Source organism: Terrabacter sp. P2_E3 (assembly GCF_056403915.1).
This window is the reverse complement of the sequence record NZ_JBFUEN010000017.1, coordinates 45,705-63,736: the sequence shown is the minus strand read 5'-3', so window position 1 is coordinate 63,736 and position 18,032 is coordinate 45,705. Positions and strand designations below refer to the sequence as shown.

General features: G+C 72.4%; 15 protein-coding genes. 6 read left to right on the top strand and 9 right to left on the bottom strand.

From position 1 onward, the window contains the following. Positions 1 to 40: 40 nt before the first annotated feature. Positions 41 to 943, bottom strand: a complete 903-nt coding sequence (locus AC1DW8_RS19490; protein WP_478095564.1) for an extensin family protein — start codon at positions 941 to 943, stop codon at positions 41 to 43. Positions 944 to 1,095: 152 nt separating this feature from the next. On the opposite strand from AC1DW8_RS19490, the gene AC1DW8_RS19485 reads away from it, so the two are divergent. Together AC1DW8_RS19485 and AC1DW8_RS19480 are read left to right on the top strand one after the other, a co-directional pair. Next, positions 1,096 to 3,531, top strand: a complete 2,436-nt coding sequence (locus AC1DW8_RS19485) for an FdhF/YdeP family oxidoreductase (RefSeq protein WP_157623275.1) — start codon at positions 1,096 to 1,098, stop codon at positions 3,529 to 3,531. 186 nt (positions 3,532 to 3,717) lie between these two features. Beyond that, on the top strand, positions 3,718 to 4,503 hold the full coding sequence (locus AC1DW8_RS19480) for an alpha/beta hydrolase-fold protein (protein WP_478095563.1): 786 nt from the start codon (positions 3,718 to 3,720) through the stop codon (positions 4,501 to 4,503). A gap of 9 nt (positions 4,504 to 4,512) precedes the next feature. Here the strand turns inward: AC1DW8_RS19480 and AC1DW8_RS19475 are convergent, their stop codons facing one another. From AC1DW8_RS19475 to AC1DW8_RS19465, 3 genes are all read right to left on the bottom strand, one after another. Next, positions 4,513 to 5,391 (bottom strand): GNAT family N-acetyltransferase, encoded by an 879-nt coding sequence (locus AC1DW8_RS19475; RefSeq protein WP_478095562.1) that lies wholly within the window; start codon positions 5,389 to 5,391, stop codon positions 4,513 to 4,515. An 88-nt stretch (positions 5,392 to 5,479) separates the two neighbouring features. Next, positions 5,480 to 6,361 (bottom strand): HpcH/HpaI aldolase/citrate lyase family protein, encoded by an 882-nt coding sequence (locus AC1DW8_RS19470; protein WP_478095561.1) that lies wholly within the window; start codon positions 6,359 to 6,361, stop codon positions 5,480 to 5,482. Positions 6,362 to 6,366: 5 nt separating this feature from the next. Next, positions 6,367 to 7,440, bottom strand: coding sequence for an HpcH/HpaI aldolase/citrate lyase family protein (locus AC1DW8_RS19465; protein WP_478095560.1), 1,074 nt, complete (start codon positions 7,438 to 7,440; stop codon positions 6,367 to 6,369). Positions 7,441 to 7,529: 89 nt separating this feature from the next. On the opposite strand from AC1DW8_RS19465, the gene AC1DW8_RS19460 reads away from it, so the two are divergent. The 4 genes from AC1DW8_RS19460 to AC1DW8_RS19445 are packed head-to-tail and all read left to right on the top strand — an operon-like array spanning position 7,530 to position 11,376. Then, on the top strand, positions 7,530 to 8,294 hold the full coding sequence (locus AC1DW8_RS19460; protein ID WP_200958929.1) for a hypothetical protein: 765 nt from the start codon (positions 7,530 to 7,532) through the stop codon (positions 8,292 to 8,294). A 17-nt stretch (positions 8,295 to 8,311) separates the two neighbouring features. Continuing rightward, positions 8,312 to 9,619 carry a magnesium transporter MgtE N-terminal domain-containing protein gene (locus AC1DW8_RS19455; protein WP_020143111.1) on the top strand — a complete coding sequence of 436 codons (1,308 nt, stop codon included), beginning with the start codon at positions 8,312 to 8,314 and terminating at the stop codon, positions 9,617 to 9,619. Beyond that, entirely contained in the window at positions 9,616 to 10,176 is a 561-nt protein-coding gene (locus AC1DW8_RS19450) for a DUF1003 domain-containing protein (protein WP_056770855.1), read from the top strand. The genes AC1DW8_RS19455 and AC1DW8_RS19450 overlap by 4 nt, the downstream gene beginning before the upstream one ends. A 57-nt stretch (positions 10,177 to 10,233) precedes the next feature. Further along, on the top strand, positions 10,234 to 11,376 hold the full coding sequence (locus AC1DW8_RS19445; protein WP_478095559.1) for an Mrp/NBP35 family ATP-binding protein: 1,143 nt from the start codon (positions 10,234 to 10,236) through the stop codon (positions 11,374 to 11,376). A gap of 155 nt (positions 11,377 to 11,531) precedes the next feature. Here AC1DW8_RS19445 and AC1DW8_RS19440 read toward each other — a convergent pair whose 3' ends face one another. The 5 genes from AC1DW8_RS19440 to AC1DW8_RS19420 are packed head-to-tail and all read right to left on the bottom strand — an operon-like array spanning position 11,532 to position 18,015. Next, positions 11,532 to 13,361, bottom strand: coding sequence for an ABC transporter ATP-binding protein (locus tag AC1DW8_RS19440; RefSeq protein ID WP_478095558.1), 1,830 nt, complete (start codon positions 13,359 to 13,361; stop codon positions 11,532 to 11,534). Beyond that, positions 13,358 to 15,172: an ABC transporter ATP-binding protein gene (locus AC1DW8_RS19435; RefSeq protein ID WP_056821974.1), complete on the bottom strand. Its 1,815-nt coding sequence runs from the start codon at positions 15,170 to 15,172 to the stop codon at positions 13,358 to 13,360. Before AC1DW8_RS19435 ends, AC1DW8_RS19440 begins: the two co-directional genes overlap by 4 nt. 53 nt (positions 15,173 to 15,225) lie before the next feature. Beyond that, a complete protein-coding gene (locus AC1DW8_RS19430) occupies positions 15,226 to 15,582 on the bottom strand; it encodes a twin-arginine translocase TatA/TatE family subunit (RefSeq protein WP_020143116.1) in 357 nt (118 codons plus the stop codon). 55 nt (positions 15,583 to 15,637) lie between these two features. Further along, positions 15,638 to 17,296, bottom strand: coding sequence for a S1C family serine protease (locus AC1DW8_RS19425; protein ID WP_478095557.1), 1,659 nt, complete (start codon positions 17,294 to 17,296; stop codon positions 15,638 to 15,640). Further along, positions 17,293 to 18,015 carry an anti-sigma factor gene (locus AC1DW8_RS19420; protein WP_056770868.1) on the bottom strand — a complete coding sequence of 241 codons (723 nt, stop codon included), beginning with the start codon at positions 18,013 to 18,015 and terminating at the stop codon, positions 17,293 to 17,295. Before AC1DW8_RS19420 ends, AC1DW8_RS19425 begins: the two co-directional genes overlap by 4 nt. Positions 18,016 to 18,032: the final 17 nt, after the last annotated feature.

The following is an 18,032-nucleotide window of genomic DNA, read 5'->3' as shown; positions in this document are numbered from 1 at the left end:
CCTATGAGCGGCCCCGGGGGCGCCGTCACGTCGATTCCGCCTAGGCCCGCTCCATCGTGGCGACCATGAAGGCCTGCCAGGCCTCTCTGCTGTCGCCGAGCTCCCCCGGGCTGCCGGCCTGCTCGAGGATGCGGGTGGTCGCCTCCAGGGTCACGTCGTCGAAGTCGCCGGTGATCTCCACGTCGGTGCGACCCCAGACGTGCCGGCACATCGCCTGGACGGCCTGCACCTGGGCGTCGGAACGGCGGATGAGGCGCGGACGCTCCGGCCCGAACCGGCCGAGGTCGACGTGGATGTGGTTGCTGTGCGCCGCGTCGAAGAGGTAGGTCAGGACGTCGGCGAACTCGTGGTGCAGTCCGGCGGCCGTGCGCCAGTAGAGCGCGAGGCGACGACGCAGCTCGGGCGCCGGTGCGTCACGCCACAGGTCGTAGCGCAGGCTCGTCAGGTCGCGGCCGTCGGCGCGCAGCCGCGCGATGTCGATGGCCTCCCCGGAGCTGTGCCACGACGTCGCCGAGCCGCGGACCCAGGCCCCGTAGGAGCGCACCTCGTCGGGCACCTGCCCGACGTGGCGCCGGTGCAGGGCCAGCCACCGGTCGAGGCGCGCCCCGAACGGCTCGGTGACGTAGTACGTGGCGGGACGGGCCGTCACCTCGTAGACGTAGGCCGCGGCCCCGATGCGCCGCCGCGCCTGCAGGGCCGAGCGGTCGACCGGCTGCGGGTCGATGCGCAGCTCCGGCGGCGGCGGCTCACCCGGGCCCGCCAGCTGCGGGAGGGACGCGAGGCCGGGACCGCGCGACACGGCATACGCCCCTCCGGCGGCGACGGCACCCACCGCGCCGAGCGTGAGCAGGCGGCGGCGGGTCAGTCCGCTCTGACCGGATCGCGGCGCTTCCGGGTCGGGGCGCCGGGCTGCCGGCTCCCCCGTCCGCGTCTGCTCGCCCATGCCTGGTCCAACGTGCGAGGTGGCCGGAGGTATCCCGCAGGGGACGAGGGCGATGGGGCAGACTCACAGGAAACTGCCAGTCCTGCATGGTGACGTGCGAGGACGAACGGGGAACGAGTCTTGTGACAACCGATCCGACGAGGGGTTAGACCATGTCCGAGCACCGGCGCCGCACCATGATCCCGATCGTGCCCGTGCGGCCGACAGCGGCTCCCACCCACGACGTCGACCCCACCCAGGTCGACCGGGGCAAGATCAAGTCCAAGGCAGCCGGCCTCACCGCCATCGCCGTCACGGCGCAGCGCGGCATGGAGCAGATGGGCGCCCGCCGGTCGTTCGCGACCCTCCGGCGGATCAACCAGGCCGACGGCTTCGACTGCATGGGCTGCGCGTGGCCCGACCCGCACCCGGAGGAGCGCAGCTTCGCCGAGTTCTGCGAGAACGGCGCCAAGGCCGTCGCCGAGGAAGCCACGCTGCGGCGGGTCGACCCGTCGTTCTTCGCCGAGCACCCCGTGGCCGAGCTGTCCGGCTGGACCGACTACCTCCTCGGCCAGCAGGGACGCATCACGCACCCGATGGTGCTGCGCGAGGGCGGCACCCACTACGAGCCGATCTCGTGGGACGACGCGTACGCCCTCATCGCCGAGCGGCTGCGCGGGCTCGCGTCGCCCGACGAGGCGGTCTTCTACACGAGCGGCCGCGCCTCCAACGAGGCGGCGTTCGCCTACCAGCTCTTCGCCCGGGCCTTCGGCACGAACAACCTTCCCGACTGCTCCAACATGTGCCACGAGTCGACGTCGGTCGCGCTGGCCGAGGTCATCGGCATCGGCAAGGGCTCGGTGAGCCTCGACGACATCCACGAGGCCGAGCTCATCCTCATCGCCGGACAGAACCCCGGCACCAACCACCCGCGCATGCTCACCGCCCTCGAGATCGCCAAGCGCGCCGGGGCGAAGATCGTCGCCGTCAACCCGCTGCCGGAGACCGGCCTGCGCGGCTTCGACAACCCGCAGAAGGTCCGCGGCATCGTCGGCGTCGGCACCGAGCTCGCCGACGAGTTCCTGCCGATCCGGCTCGGCGGCGACCTGGCCCTCTTCCAGGCGATCGGCTCGCTCCTCGTGGCCCGGCACGACGCCGGCGAGGACGTCTTCGACACCGACTTCATCGAGCGCCACACCGAGGGTTTCGACGCGTGGGCCGCGCACGTGCGCGAGCTCGACTGGGACCTCGTCGACGAGGCCACCTCGCTCGACCGCGCCCAGATCGAGCGGGTCGCCGAGCTCTTCGCCCGGTCGCGCAAGACGGTGCTCTGCTGGGCCATGGGTGTCACGCAGCACCGCCACGCCGTCGCGACGATCAAGGAGATGGCCAACGTCGCCCTCGTCCAGGGCAACATCGGCAAGCCCGGCGCCGGCCTGTGCCCCGTGCGCGGGCACTCGAACGTCCAGGGCGACCGCACCATGGGCATCTGGGAGAAGCTGCCACCCCACTTCGGCGACGCGCTCGAGGCCGAGTTCGGCATCGAGGCGCCGCGCGAGCGCGGCCTCGACGTCGTCAACTCGATCCGCGCCATGCGCGACGGCGAGGCGAAGGTGCTCGTCGGGCTCGGCGGCAACTTCGCCGCGGCGACGCCCGACACCGAGGTGACCCACGACGCCCTCCGGTCGGTCGACCTCGTCGTCAACATCTCGACCAAGCTCAACCGCTCGCACGTCGTCGTCGGTCACACCTCCCTCATCCTGCCGACGCTGGGGCGCACCGAGCGTGACGAGCAGCGCAGCGGTCTGCAGGGCGTGACCGTCGAGGACAGCATGTCGAGCGTGCACCTCTCGCACGGCCGCCTCGAGCCCGCCGGCCCGCAGCTGCGCTCCGAGGTCTCGATCATCAGCGGGATCGCCGCGGCGACGCTCGCCGGACGGGGCGCCGCGGGCGAGATCGACTGGACCGCCATGGCCGACGACTACTCCGTGATCCGGCGCCACATCGAGCGCGTCGTGCCCGGCTGCGAGGCCTACGACGAGAAGGTGCACCGCCCCGGGGGCTTTGTGCTGCCGCACCCGCCGCGCGACTCGCGGACGTTCGAGACGCCGTCGAAGAAGGCCGTCCTCACGGTCAGCCCGCTGCAGATGGTGTCGGCGCCCGAGGGCCACCTCGTGCTCCAGTCGCTGCGCAGCCACGACCAGTTCAACACGACGATCTACGGCCACGACGACCGTTACCGGGGCATCTCCGGCGGGCGCGAGATCGTCATGGTGCATCCCGACGACCTCGCCGCCCTGGGGTTCTCCGACGGTGACCACGTCGACGTCGTCGCACCCTGGCCCGACGGCACCCAGCGGGTCGTGCGCGACTTCCGCGTCGTCTCCTACCCCACGGTGCGGGGCTGCGTCGCCGCCTACTACCCCGAGGTCAACCCGCTCGTGGCCCTCGAGTCGACCGCCGTGGGCAGCAACTGCCCGGTGTCCAAGGCAGTCACCGTGCGCCTCGTGCCGGCCGGGCAGGCTCCGCCGCACTCGGCCAGCGACGACCTCCAGGCCGGCGACGACTCCGAGAAGCGCAGCGAGGTCAAGCCGCACCACCTGAGCTGACCGGAACGCCCCGACGGGCGCTGCCGTCCCACGAGCGCATCGCCGCCCCGACCCCACCCGGTCGGGGCGGCGCGCTCATGCCGGGTGCCGGCGGCACCTGCCGGATGCGCCCCGCGCGCGTATGCCGGGTGCCTCCCGGCGCGCGTCGCCCCGTCGCGTGGGCCGCCTGAGTCCTACGCTCCCCGCATGTCTTCCGACACCGGCCCGTCTCGACGCGTCGTCCTGCTCGGCGCGCTCGGTCTGGCGACGGCGACGACCGGGGTCGGCGGCTGCTCCGCCACCGACGGGCCGACCCTCAGCGACGGGGTGCTGTCGGACCGCTTCGGTGTCGAGGCCCCACGCTGGCGGATGGCCGTACCCCGCGCAGGCCGATCCCGGGGGCTCGTCGTGACGCTGCACGGTTTCGGAGGGGGCGCCGACGACGCGTTCAACCTCGGTTTCGGCGATGCCGTCGAGCCCTCCAGGATGGCGCTGGTCTCCGTCGACGGGGGCAACAGCTACTGGCACCCACGCCGCGACGGCAGCGACACCGGGGCGATGGTCCGTGACGAGCTCGTGCCGATGGCGCTGGAGGCCGCCGGGCTGCCGGCGTCCTCGCCGGTCGTCCTGCTCGGGTGGTCGATGGGCGGCTTCGGTGCACTCCTCATCGCGAGCGAGCTCGGGCGTTCTCGCGTCAGCGGCGTCGTCGCCGCGAGCGCAGCACTGTGGCGGAAGGGCAGCGAGACGCCCGCCCGGGCCTACGACGGGCGGGCCGACTTCGACCGGCACTCGATCTTCAACCGGCTGGACCGGCTGCGGGGCATTCCGGTGAGGCTCGACTGCGGCGTGTCCGACCCGTTCATCGCCGCGAACCGCGTTCTGGCCCAGCGCCTCCCGGGCACCGAGACCCACTTCACCACGGGAGGCCACGACGACGGCTTCTGGAGCGGCAACGTCAGCGCCGAGATGACGTGGGCCGCCGCTCGGTCCTGACGCCCCGGCTCAGGCAGCGCGGTGCAGGTCGTGGGCGTCCGGCAGGCGGCGGAAGCCGGCCGAGACGTAGGCGGCGACACCACCGACGTTGGCGCTCGGGGTGCAGACCAGGGAGCTCGAGGCGCCCAGCTCCCGCAGGGCGGCCGCGCACGCGAGGGTGATCGCGCGCCCGTGGCCGCGGCCCCGGTGGTCGCGGTGCGCCCCCAGCGGCTCGATGAGACCCGGTCGCCCCGGGCCGGCCGACCACACCGTGGCGGTTGCCACCGCGGCTCCGGACTCGTCGTAGGCGACGAGGCACCTCGCGTCGACGTAGGCAGGCCCGGACGCCATCTCCCGCCACCGCTCCTCGCTGAACGTCGAGGTCTCGAACGACGCGCGCTGGACCGCCACCCGGTCACGGAGCCGCTCCGGCGCCGGGTCCGCGCCGACGACTTCCACCCGCAGTCCGCTGTCCTCGACGGGCTCGGTCAGGTCTCGGACGAGCGGCGTCCACGGCTCGCCGTCGGCCCATCCGTCGCCCGCGAGGCGGGCGCGGAAGGCATCACCGAAACGCGCCTCCACCGAGCCCTCCCCGGCGGGGAGCACGCCACGCTCGGAGCGCGACACGTCGGAGAGCAGCTGCTGCGCCAGCTCGTCGTCGTCACCGGCCTCCGGCGCGATCGCCATCCGGAGCACGCGCGGGTCGTCGAGGAACCCCACGGCCAAGAGGCGCCCGTCGCGGCTCCACGTGCGAACGGCCGCCGCGGTCACGTCGGCGCCGAAGCTCCAGTTCCAGCCGAGGTCGCCGGGGTGCAGCTGGACCGGCATCCCGTCCTGCTGCCACTCGCGCATCTCGTGCACGGCCTCGACGAGGCCCTGGACTCGCGGCGCGCTCAGCTCGATCGACATGCCCCGATCCAACACCGTCCACGCGCGAGCACACACCTCGTTTTGCGACGGCACCGTGCCCTGCGGCGAGCGGTGTCGACGGTGTCGGTCAGGACAGCGCGGCGATGGCCTCGGCGGTCACGAGGACCTTGTGGGCGGTGTCGACGTGCAGGCTCTCGATGAGCCTCCCGTCGAGGGTGACGACGCCCTTGCCCTCGGCCTGCGCGGTCTCGAAGGCGGCGATGACGGCCCGCGCCTGCTCGACCTGCTCGGCGCTCGGCGCGAAGACGTCGTTGCACGCCTCCACCTGCCCCGGGTGGATCAGGGTCTTGCCGTCGAAGCCCATCTCCCGGCCCTGGCGCGCCTCGGCGAGGAAGCCGTCGGAGTCCTTGACGTCGTTGTAGACGCCGTCGACGACGGCCACGCCGGCGGCCCTTGCCGCGAGGACCGCGAGCTGGAGCGAGGTCTGGATCGCAGCCCGCCCGGGCGCGAAGCTCGCGCCGAGCTCCTTGTAGAGGTCGTTCGTGCCGAGCACGAGACAGGCAAGACGGTCGGACGCGCGCGCGATCTCCTCGGCGTGCAGCACGGCCACCGGCGTCTCGACCATCGCCCAGAGCCGCGTGTGCTCCGGAGCGCCGGCGGCCTCCATCGCGGCTACGAGGCCGCGCACCTCGTCGGCCGAGCCGACCTTGGGCACGACGATCGCGTCAGGTCCGGCCGCGGCCGCCGCCGCGAGGTCGGCGTCGTGCCACTGCGACCCCAGGCCGTTGACCCGGATCGTCAGCTCACGCCGGCCGTACTCTCCGGACTGCACTGCGGCGCATGCCTTCTCGCGCGCCGTCTCCTTCGCATCGGGTGCGACGGCGTCCTCGAGGTCGAGGATGAGGGCATCGACGGGAAGGGTCTTCGCCTTCTCCAGGGCGCGCTCGTTGGAGCTCGGCATGTAGAGCACCGAGCGTCGGGGGCGGTATGCGTCGGGCTCGACGGGCACGGCAGTCAGCCTTCCTGCGGGGCGGGCTCGGCGGCATACAGCTCGGCGAGCGCGGGGTCGGTCTGCGAGAGACGCTCGGCGAGCTCGACGATGACGAGACACTGCTTGAGGCTGGCGTCGTCCTCCATCTTCCCGTCGAGCATGACGGCACCCGTGCCGTCGCCCATCGCGGCGACGACGCGTCGCGCGTGCGCGACGTCCTCGGCCGACGGGCTGAAGACGCGCTTGGCGATCTCGATCTGCACCGGGTGCAGCGACCACGTGCCGACGCAGCCGAGGAGGAAGGCGTTGCGGAACTGGTCCTCGCACGCGACGACGTCCTGGATGTCGCCGAACGGTCCGTAGTACGGGTAGATCCCGTGCATCGCGCACGCATCGACCATGCGGGCGATCGTGTAGTGCCAGAGGTCCTGCTGCGCCGTCGCGCGCGCCCCCGTGATGTCACCGTCGACGGGGTCGGTGCGCACGAGGTAGCCGGGGTGCCCGCCGCCGACGCGGGTCGTCTTCATGCGTCGGTCGGCCGCGAGGTCGGCCGGTCCCAGCGACAGGCCCTGCATGCGCGGCGAGGCGCCACAGATCTCCTCGACGTTGACCATGCCGCGCGCCGTCTCGAGGATCGCGTGCACGAGGATCGGACGGGTCAGGCCCGCTTTCGCCTCGAGCTGGGCGAGGAGGCGGTCGACGTAGTGGATGTCCTCGGCGCCCTGCACCTTCGGCACCATGACGACGTCGAGCTTGTCTCCGATCTCCGTGACGAGGGTCGTGAGGTCGTCGAGCGCCCACGGGCTGTCGAGCGCGTTGATGCGCGTCCAGAGCTGGGTGTTCTCACCGAAGTCGGTGGCCTTCGCGATCTCGACGAGGCCGGCCCGGGCCGCCTCCTTGCGGTCGGCCTTGACGGCGTCCTCGAGGTTGCCGAGGAGGACGTCGACGGTGCCGACGAGACCCGGCACCTTCGCGGCCATCTTCGGGTTGCTCGGGTCGAAGAAGTGGATGACCCGGGACGGGCGGGCCGGCACCTGCGTCAGGGGCTTCGGCGCCCCCACCGCGAGCGGCCGGAAGAAGTCCTTGGCGCTGCGCATGGGCGTCAACGTAGCAACGGGCGGACGGCCCGCGTTATGACGACAGTCACGCGCGCCGCCGATGAGGGCGGGATCACTAAGGTGGCGGTGTGACCGAGCGCGCGACCGAGCCTGTGACCGAGCAGGGCGCAGGGACGAGCCCCGAGAAGGGCACGGGGACGGGCACCGAACAGGTGCCCTCCGCGCCCACGGCGCCGCGCACGGGGCCGTCCACGCAGTCCGACCCGCAGGCCGACCCGCAGTCCGCCGCGGCCGCCGCCTCCGCGACCGCCCTGCTCGGCGAGGCGATGGCGAAGTCCGGTCTGCTCTGGATCGAGGTCGCCGACGACCGCACCTGGCCGGCCTGGCACGTGTGGGACGACGGGGCTGCCCTCGTCGTGAGCGGACCGGGCGAGCAGCCGCTCCCGTGGCTGCCCAAGGAGGTCAGGGTCATCCTGCGCAGCAAGGACACCGGGGGCCGCCTGCTCACGGTCCGCGCACACGTCCACGTCCTCGAGCCCGGCACCCCCGAGTGGCAGCGCGCCGCCGAGCTCCTCCGCGCGTCGCGGCTCAACTCGGTGGACGACTCGCTGACACGCTGGGCGGCCGAGTGCACCGTCACCGCCCTCGTGCCCTTCGACAGCCCGCTCGAGTCCCCCGGCGCATATGCCGCCCACGACCACCGCGAGCCCCCGGCCCGCACCGCCGCGACGACCACGTCCTGGCGCCCGTGGCACTGGGGTGGGCGCGGCGAGGAGAAGGCCGAGCGCAAGCGGGTCAAGGACGAGGCGAAGGCCGCGCGCAACGCCGCGAAGGAACGCGCGAAGCTGCGCAAGAAGCGCCAGCGACGTGGCACCCGTCGCCGCGGACGCTGACCCCATAGCCTTGGGCCATGAGTGCGAGCACCCGCGTCTTCGTCGCGCGCCTGACCGGACTGAGCGTCTTCGACCCGCTCGGTGACCAGGTCGGGCGCGTGCGCGACGTCGTCGTGATGTTCTCGGTCAACCGACCCGAGCCCCGCGTCATCGGCCTCGTCGTCGAGGTGCCCGGTCGCCGCCGGGTCTTCGTGCCGATGACCCGGGTCACGTCGATCGACGCCGGCGCCGTCATCACGACCGGCCTGGTCAACATGCGCCGCTTCGAGCAGCGCACCAACGAGGTCCTCGTCGCCGCCGAGCTGTTCGACCGGACCGTCCGCGTCACGACGGCCGAGGCCGTCGAGGCCGGCTTCGCCGACTCGCTCGTCGAGGACCTCGCCATCGAGCAGGGCCCGCGTCGCGACTGGATCGGCACGCGGGTCTTCGTCCGGCAGGCGCCGGCGGGGGTCTCCTCGGCCTCGAAGGCGATGTCCCGGCTCACGCGTCGCCGCTCGGGCAAGACGATGCTCGTCGACATCCGCGACGTCGTCGGCCTCCACGAGCAGGCCGGCGCCCAGAGCGCCGAGCGCCTCCTCGAGACCTACGACGACCTCAAGGTCGCCGACCTCGCCGAGGTCATCCACGACCTCAACCCCAAGCGCCGGGCCGAGGTGGCCGCCGCGCTCGACGACGAGCGCCTCGCCGACGTGCTCGAGGAGCTGCCGGAGGACGACCAGGTCGAGATCCTCGCCGGCCTGGCCAACGAGCGCGCGGCCGACGTCCTCGAGGCGATGGAGCCCGACGACGCGGCCGACCTGCTCGCCGACCTGCCGCCCGAGCAGGCCGAGGAGCTGCTCCAGCTCATGGAGCCCGACGAGGCCGCCCCCCTGCGTCGTCTGCTCGCGTACGACGAGAAGACCGCCGGCGGCATGATGACGACCGAGCCCGTCATCCTCGGACCCGAGGCGACCATCGCCGAGGCTCTCGCGACGGTGCGCCGCGAGGAGCTCGCCCCGGCGCTGGCGTCGATGGTCTACGTCTGCCGCCCGCCGCTCGAGGCCCCGACCGGCCGCTACCTCGGCCTCGTCCACATCCAGCGACTGCTGCGCGAGCCGCCGCACGGCGCCGTCGGGTCGATCATCGACAAGGAGATCGAGCCCGTCGTGGCCACGGCGTCGCTCGAGACCGTGACGCGCACCCTCGCGACCTACAACCTCGTCTCGCTGCCCGTCGTCGACGACGACGGACGCCTCATCGGAGCGGTCACCGTCGACGACGTGCTCGACCACATCCTCCCTGAGGACTGGCGTGAGGAGCGGCACGAGCTGGGGGTGAAGCCGTGAGCGAGCGCGCCGAGCGTCGTCCTGGCGCCCGGGCCGTCCGCGGGGACAAGCTCGACCAGCCCCAGGAGAAGCGAGCCCGGGTCCTGCCCCGGATCACCCTGACCCAGGAGGCCTTCGGCGTCCTGTCCGAGCAGTTCGCCCGCTTCATGGGCACGGCCCAGTTCCTCATCGGCATGACGGTCTTCGTCGCCGCCTGGATCGCCTGGAACGTCCTCGCGCCCCCGGCGCTCGTCTTCGACGAGTTCCCGTTCATCTTCCTGACGCTCATGCTGAGCCTCCAGGCGTCGTATGCCGCACCGCTCATCCTCCTCGCGCAGAACCGTCAGGCCGACCGCGACCGCGTGGCCCTCGAGCAGGACCGGGCCCGCGACGAGCGCAACCTCGCCGACACCGAGTTCCTGACCCGCGAGGTGGCCTCCCTGCGTCTCGCCCTGCGTGAGCAGGCCACGCGTGACTTCGTGCGCTCCGAGCTGCGTTCGCTGCTCGAGGAGATGGAGGACCGCGGGATCGTCCGCGGCGCCGACGACGAGCCCAAGGACAACCGACACCGACCGTGAGCGAGCGCACCCCGGCCGTGGTCGGGGTGCCCGGCACGGCGGCATACGATGGAACACATGTCTGTCGCCGCACTGCCCAGCCGTGACGCCATGCTCACGGCGCTGTCGAAGGTCAACGACCCCGAGATCCGCAAGCCGATCACCGAGCTCGGCATGGTCAAGTCGGTCGAGATCGACGACGCCGGCAAGGTCGACCTCGCGATCTTCCTGACCGTCTCCGGCTGCCCCATGAAGGAGACGCTCACCAAGGACTCGAGCAACGCGCTCCTCGCCCTCGACGGCGTGACCTCGGTCGATGTCGAGCTCGACGTCATGAGCGACGAGCAGCGCGCCGAGCTGCGCTCGCAGCTGCGTGGTGGCGCCCCGGAGAAGGAGATCCCCTTCGCCAGGCCCAACAGCCTGACGCGGGTGTATGCCGTGGCCTCCGGCAAGGGCGGCGTCGGCAAGTCGTCGGTGACCGTCAACCTCGCGGCCGCGATGGCCGCTCAGGGCCTGCGGGTGGGCGTCGTCGACGCCGATGTCTACGGCTTCTCGGTGCCGCGCATGCTCGGCGTCGAGCAGCGGCCCACGCAGGTCGACGACATGATCCTGCCGCCCATCAGCCACGACGTGAAGGTCATCTCGATCGGCATGTTCGTGCCCGGCAACCAGCCCGTCGTGTGGCGTGGCCCGATGCTGCACCGCGCGCTCCAGCAGTTCCTCGGCGACGTCTTCTGGGGCGACCTCGACGTCCTCCTGCTCGACCTGCCGCCCGGCACCGGCGACATCGCGATCTCCGTCGCACAGCTCATCCCGACGGCCGAGATCCTCGTCGTGACGACCCCGCAGCAGGCCGCCGCCGAGGTGGCCGAGCGGGCCGGCTCGATCGCCCTGCAGACCCACCAGCGGGTCGTCGGCGTCATCGAGAACATGAGCTGGCTCGAGCTGCCGGACGGCACCCGCCAGGAGATCTTCGGCTCCGGTGGCGGGCAGGCGGTCGCCGACTCGCTGACGAAGAGCATCGGTGCCCCGGTCGAGCTGCTCGGCCAGATCCCCCTCGACACGCGCCTGCGCGAGGGCGGCGACAACGGCACGCCGGTCGTGCTCGGCGATCCCGACACCGCTGCTGCCGTGGCGCTGCGCGGCATCGCCCGCAACCTCGGCTCTCGCGCCCGCGGCCTCGCCGGCCGTTCGCTCGGCCTCACCCCCGCCGGCCGCTGACCCTCCGAGAAGCCCGCTGACCGGGTCCCCGTCCCACCGCCTCTCCACCGAACGCCGCGTTCGGTGGTGAAAGCGTTGGTAGAACACTGAGTTCGCGACCGAACGCTGCGTTCGGCGAGGGGACGACGGGAGGGCCCGGGCTCGGCGCGGGCGGGTCAGGCGAGCGAGTCGACCCAGGCTCGGTGGAGGTCCGAGTAGCGGCCGTCGCCGGCTGCGACGAGGTCGCTCGGCGCGCCGTCCTCGACGATGCGGCCGTGCTCGAGCACGAGCACCCGGTCGGCGATCTCGACCGTCGAGAGGCGGTGCGCGATGACGATGGCGGTGCGCCCGGCGAGGATCGTCCCGAGGGCCTGCTGCACGAGCCGCTCGGAGGGCACGTCGAGCGACGACGTCGCCTCGTCGAGGATGAGCACCGCCGGATCGGCGAGGAAGGCCCGCGCGAAGGCGACGAGCTGACGCTGACCGGCGCTCAGCAGCCCACCCCGGTTGGACACCGGCGTGGCATACCCCTGCGGCAGCTCCACGATGAAGTCGTGCGCGCCGAGCGAGCGGGCCGCCGTCTCGACCTCGTCGTCGGTGGCGTCGGGCCGACCGAAACGGATGTTGTCGGCGACGGTGCCGCTGAAGAGGTAGTTCTCCTGCGTCACCATGACGACGGCGCGGTGCAGGTCGTCGGACGCCAGCCGGGTCAGGTCGACCCCGTCGAGGCTCACCGTCCCGGCGGTCGGGTCGTAGAAGCGGGTGGCGAGCTTGGCGATGGTGGTCTTGCCCGCACCGGTCGTGCCGACGAGCGCGACCGTCTGCCCGGCCGGCACGGTCAGGTCGAGGCCGGGCAGCACCGCGGTGCCGGCGACGTACTCGAAGCGGACGTCGTCGAACCGGACCTCACCGCGGGGAGCCCCGAGAGGCATCGGGTCGGTCGGCAGGGGGACGTCGGGCACCTCCTCGAGCACGCCGGACAGCTTCTCGAGCGCGGCCGAGGCCGACTGGAAGGTGTTGTAGAACTGCGAGATCTCCATCATCGGCTCGAAGAACTGCCGCAGGTAGAGCAGGAAGGCAGCGAGCACCCCGACGGTGACCTCACCGTGGTAGGCGAGGTAGCCGCCGTAGAGCAGGACGAGGGCGATCGTGACGTTGCCGATGAGCCGGATGGCCGGCATGAACCACGCGACGAGCCGGAAGGCCACGAGGTTGGCGCGGCGGTACTGGTCGTTGACGTCCTCGAAGATCGCCTGGTTGCGCGGCTCACGGCGGAAGGCCTGCACGGCACGGATGCCGTTCATCGACTCGACGAAGTGGACGATGACGAGGGCGACCTTCTCGCGGGTGGCGCGGTAGCTCTTGGCCGACTCCTTGCGGAACCAGTTGGTCAGCAGCGCGAGGGCCGGGCCGCAGAGCAGCGCCACGAGGCCGAGCTTGACGTCGAGGACGAGCAGCAGCACCGACGTGCCCACGAGGGTCAGGGCCGCGGTGACGAGTCCGTCGAACCCGGTCTCGAGCATCTCGTAGATGGCGTCGACGTCGGAGGTCTGCCGGGAGATGACGCGACCGGACGTGTAGCGGTCGTGGAAGGCCGGGCTCAGGTGCTGGAAGTGGCGGAAGATCCGCCGCCGGATCGACAGGAGGATGTCCTGGCCGATGAGGCCGGACCGCAGAAGGAAGAGGTTGCGCGAGACGGCTTGGGTGATCGTGGCGACGAGGACGAGCCCGACGACGAGCAGGAGCGGGCCGAGGTCGCCCGACTCGCGGATCGGCGGGATGCCGGTGTCGATGCCCTCCTTGACGAGGTACGGGATCGACAGGCGCGCGGCGTTCTCGATGACGACGACGACCATGAGCCACCAGAGCGCCCGGCGCCACGGCCGCAGCACGTCGCGCAGCAGCCGCCGGGAGCGGCCGGCGAGCCGGGCCGAGGTCTCGGCCGACAGCTCACCGTCGATGTCGTCGGCGGCGACACCGCGCCACTGCTGGGTCGGGGCCGTCATGCGCGTACCTCCTCGTTCGCGTCGCTGGCGTGGTCGCCGGAGCCGGGCGCGTCAGCCTCGTCGAAGGCGTCGGCCGCGAGCAGCTCGCGGTAGGCCGGGACGCCGTCGAGCAGCTCCCGGTGGGTGCCGACGTGGGTGATGGTCCCGTGCTCGAGCAGGGCGACCCGGTCGGCGAGCATGACGGTCGATGCCCGGTGGGCCACGACGAGGCCGGTGGTCTCGGACAGCACCCTCGAGAGCGCCTCCTCGACGAGCTTCTCGGTGTGCACGTCGAGGGCGGAGAGGGTGTCGTCGAGGACGAGGACGGCCGGGCGCGAGAGCACGGCCCGGGCCAGGGCGAGCCGTTGGCGCTGACCGCCGGAGAGCGACAGCCCCTGCTCGCCGATGCGGGTGTCGAGGCCCCAGGGGAGATCGTGGACGAAGCCGGCCTGGGCGATCTCGAGGGCCGCGAGCACGTCGTCGTCGGGGGCGTCGGCACGGCCGAGGGTGACGTTCTCGCGGGCGCTCATCGAGAAGAGGGTCGGCTCCTCGAAGGCGGTCGCGACGAGGCTGCGCAGCGCGGCGAGCTCGAGGTCGCGCACGTCGACGCCGTCGATGGTGATGCGCCCAGCGGTGACGTCGAAGAGGCGCGGGACGAGCGCGGTGAGGGCGGTCTTGCCCGAGCCTGTCGCGCCGACGAGCGCGAGGGTCTCGCCGGGGGCGACGTCGAGGTTGACGTCACGCAGCACCGGCTGGTCGGGCGCGTCGGGAAAGGCGAAGTCGACGTGCTCGAAGCGCAGGTGGCCGCGGCGCGCACCGACCTCGTGCGCGCCGGAGACGATGTCGGGCTCGGTGTCGAAGATCTCGAGCACACGCGCGGCCGCGGTCATCGCCTCCTGCGCCATCGCGAGGATGACGCCGAGGGAGGACACGGGCCACACGAGCGAGAGCATCAGGGTGATGAAGGCGACGAGCTCGCCGGGCGTCAGGTCACCCTGGCCGACGCCGATGGCGCCGAGCAGGAGCACGACGACGACGGCGAGGTTGGGGATGACCTCGAGGAAGGTCCAGAACTTCGCCGAGAGGCGGACCTTGTCGAGGCTCGTCGCCCGCAGCTCGAGCGCCGCCTCGTCGTAGCGACGGGCCATGTGGTCGCTGCGTCCGAACGACTTGATGACGCGGATGCCGACCGCGCCCTCCTCCGCCTGGGTCGCGAGGTCGCCCTGCTGGTCCTGGACGCGCCGGGAGACGACGACGTAGGCCTTCTCGAAGCGCATCGAGAGCCAGATGATCGGCGCCGCCGTCGCGGCGACGACGAGCCCGAGCGGCCAGTACATCGTCAGGAGCACGATCGTGACGGCCGTGACCTGCAGGACGTTGACGACGAGGAAGAGCAGGCCGAACCCGCTGAACCGGCGGATGGCCGAGAGGTCGGTCGTCGCGCGGGAGAGCAGCTGCCCCGACTGCCACCGGGTGTGGAAGCTCATCGGCAGTGCCTGGAGGCGCTCGTAGAGGTCGCGGCGCAGCTCCGTCTCGAGCCCGAGCACGGCGTTGGACTGGACCCACCGGCGCACGAAGATGAGGACGGCCTCGAGCACCCCGAGCGCGAGGGCGAGCAGGCCGAGGGGCAGCACCGGCGCGAGCTCGTGCCGGGTGATCGGCCCGTCGATGATGGCTCGCGTCACGAGCGGGATGGCGATGGAGAGGCCGACGCCGGCGAGCGATGCGGCGAACATGACGGCGAGGGCCCAGCGGTGCGGGCGCAGGTAGCCGCGCAGGCGCCACAGGGACCGGACGGAGGCGGGCGGTTGAGAGGCAGGATCAGCAGGCATCAAGGAGTGACGATAACCCCGACCACCGACAGAGATGCCTCTGGGTCAGAGATTCACGTCGCTTCGCTGTCCCAGGGGGTCGGGACCGACGGGTCGTGGCCGCGCGGCGTGCTCACGGGCTTGTCGACGACGGGCGACGGCTGGTCGTCCTCGTCGGGTGGCGCGGAGAGCGCGTCGCGCACGATCTTGCGCGGGTCGTACTGGCGCGGGTCGTAGGCCCGCCAGTCCACGTCGGAGAACTCCGGCCCCATCTCGTCCTTGAGCTGCTGCTTGGCCCGGTCGGCCATGCCGCGGGCCTGGCGGACGAACTTGCCGAACTTGGCGGCGTACTCGGGCAGGCGCTCCGGACCCAGGATGAGGATCGCGAGCAGACCGAGCAGGAGCAGCTCCCACCCGTTGATGTCGAACACAGTCCCTCGCTTCCACGCGTACCGGCTGCGCCATCCTACGGTGGCGCGTCGTGCTCTACTTGGCCGGATCCGCTTCCAGCGTCATCTGGAGCTCGAGCTCCTTGCCGTCACGCTCGACCTTGAGGCTCACGGTGTCGCCGACGGCCCGCGCGCGGATCGAGACGATGAGCTGGTCCGGGGTGCGGATGCGCTTGCCCTCGAAGCCGACGATGACGTCGCCGGCCTGGACCCCGGCCTTGGCAGCCGGCCCCCCGGAGGTCACCGCGTCGGGCGCGTCGAGGACCTGGGCGCCGTCACCGACGAACGTCCGGCTGAGGTTGACGCCGATGACCGGGTGGGTGGCCTTGCCCGTCGCGATGAGCTGGTCGGCGGTGCGCCGGGCCTGGTCGCTCGGGATGGCGAAGCCGAGCCCGATGCTGCCGCCGGTGGCGCCGCTCGTCCCCGGGACCCGGGCGATGGCGCTGTTGACGCCGATGACCTTGCCCGTCATGTCGAGCAGCGGGCCACCCGAGTTGCCGGGGTTGATCGCCGCGTCCGTCTGGATGGCGTTGATGAAGGAGGACTCGCTGCCCTCTCCCGGCGTCACGGGGCGGTTGAGCGCGCTGACGATGCCCGTGGTGACGGTCTGGTCGAGGCCGAGCGGTGCACCGACGGCGATGACCTGGTCGCCGACGACGACCTTGTCGGACGCGCCGAGCGTCAGGGGCTTGAGGTCGGTGCGGTTGATCTTGAGCACGGCGAGGTCGTAGCTCGCGTCGCGCCCGACGATGGTCGCCTTCTCGGTGTCGCCGTTGCTCAGCACGATCTCGATGTCACCGTTGACGCCGGGCTCGACGACGTGGTTGTTGGTCAGGACGTGGCCCTTGCCGTCGATGACGAAGCCGGAACCGGTGGCCGATCCCTCGCTGCCGGCGTCGACCTTGATGGTCACGACGCTCGGCAGGGCGACGGCGGCGATGTTGGCGACCGAGCCGGCCGGTCGCTGCGTGGCGCCCGGACCGGGCTCGGGCAGGGTCGAGCCGGCGAGGTTGATGCGGTCCTCGGCGACCTGGCTGGCGATGCCACCGATGACACCGGAGAGCAGACAGAGCCCGACGACGGCGGCGACCACCTTGCCGCGACCGCGGCGGGCGGACGGCGCCGGCGGGTCGGTGAGTGCGACGCCGCCCCCGGACGGCACCGGACCGCTGCCGAGGTCGGGGTCGCCCGCCGCGGGTGCGTGGGGCACGGAGCCGAGGTATGCCGTCCCGCCGGCTGCCGCGGCGGCGCCGGCCAGCACGTCGCCCGGAGGGGTGGACGCACCGGGCCCGGTCGCAGAGGGCGCGTCGGCCGCGGGGGTGGGCGGGGCGTAGGCCGAGCGGTGGGCCTCCTCGGCGAGGGAGTCGGCGCGGTCGCTGCCCCAGGCGGCATCGGCCCGGGCAGGGACGCCGGCACCCTCGGTCGGGTGCTCGCCTCCGAAGACGTCGAACCAGGCGTCGTCACCCGTGTCGGAGAGGCCCGGGCCGGAGGCGCTCACCGGCGGCTGCGCCTCCGAGGCGGACGGGACGGGGGCCGGTGTCGTCGGCGACGCGGACGGGATGGCCCGGGTGTCGTGCAGGTCGATGATGCCGGTCTGCTCCACCTCCGGGTCACCGCCGGGGGCCTGAGTGAGCTCGCGGGGCTCAGGAGCTGCTGCCGTCGGATCGGGGTCCGGCGTCGTCGACTCGTCGCTCATGGCCCTGATTGTGCCGAACGGACGTTGGTGACCCGAACCGGGGCCACCAGGGCGGAGGTCGGGCCGACGGCCAGCGACGCGGTACGGGCCGACGTGCGGGTCGTGACGACCCAGTACGGGACGTTGCCGGCGCCGACGTCGTTGAGGCCCTGCGTCTGACGCGTGACGGGCGAGATCCTGTTGCCGGGCAGCACGGAGCCGCCGAAGTTCACGGCGCTGACGGGGCCGGCCCCGAAGTTGGCCACCGGGCCCCGCACCGAAGGGGCCCGCGAGCCGGGCACGGGCGCGATCGCGAGCCCCCACGCGGCAGCGACCGACGCGCCCGCCGCGATCGAGGCCACCACCGCAGCACGCATCGGCGAGCGGTGCAGGGCAGGGGCGGTGGGCCGAACGGTGGGCACGGGCTCGTAGGACGGCGTCGACGGCATACGGAAGCCGACGGGCGGCAGCGGGATGCGCGGGGCCCTGGGCTCCCGCGAGGGAGCGGGCGCGGGCTGGGGCTCACCCGAGGGAGCCGCACCGAGACCCATGAGGGAGGTGCGCAGGCTCATCGGGACGCCGGTGTCGGAGCGCAGCGACGCGACGATGCGGCGCTCCTGGTCGGCGGCGGCGCGGCAGACGGTGCAGCACACGAGGTGCTTGTCGTAGAGGTGCAGCATCGCCGGCGGCAGGGCGCGGTCGACATAGGCGCGGACGTATCCCTTGAGGTGCGGCGTCACGACATCACCTCCGGACC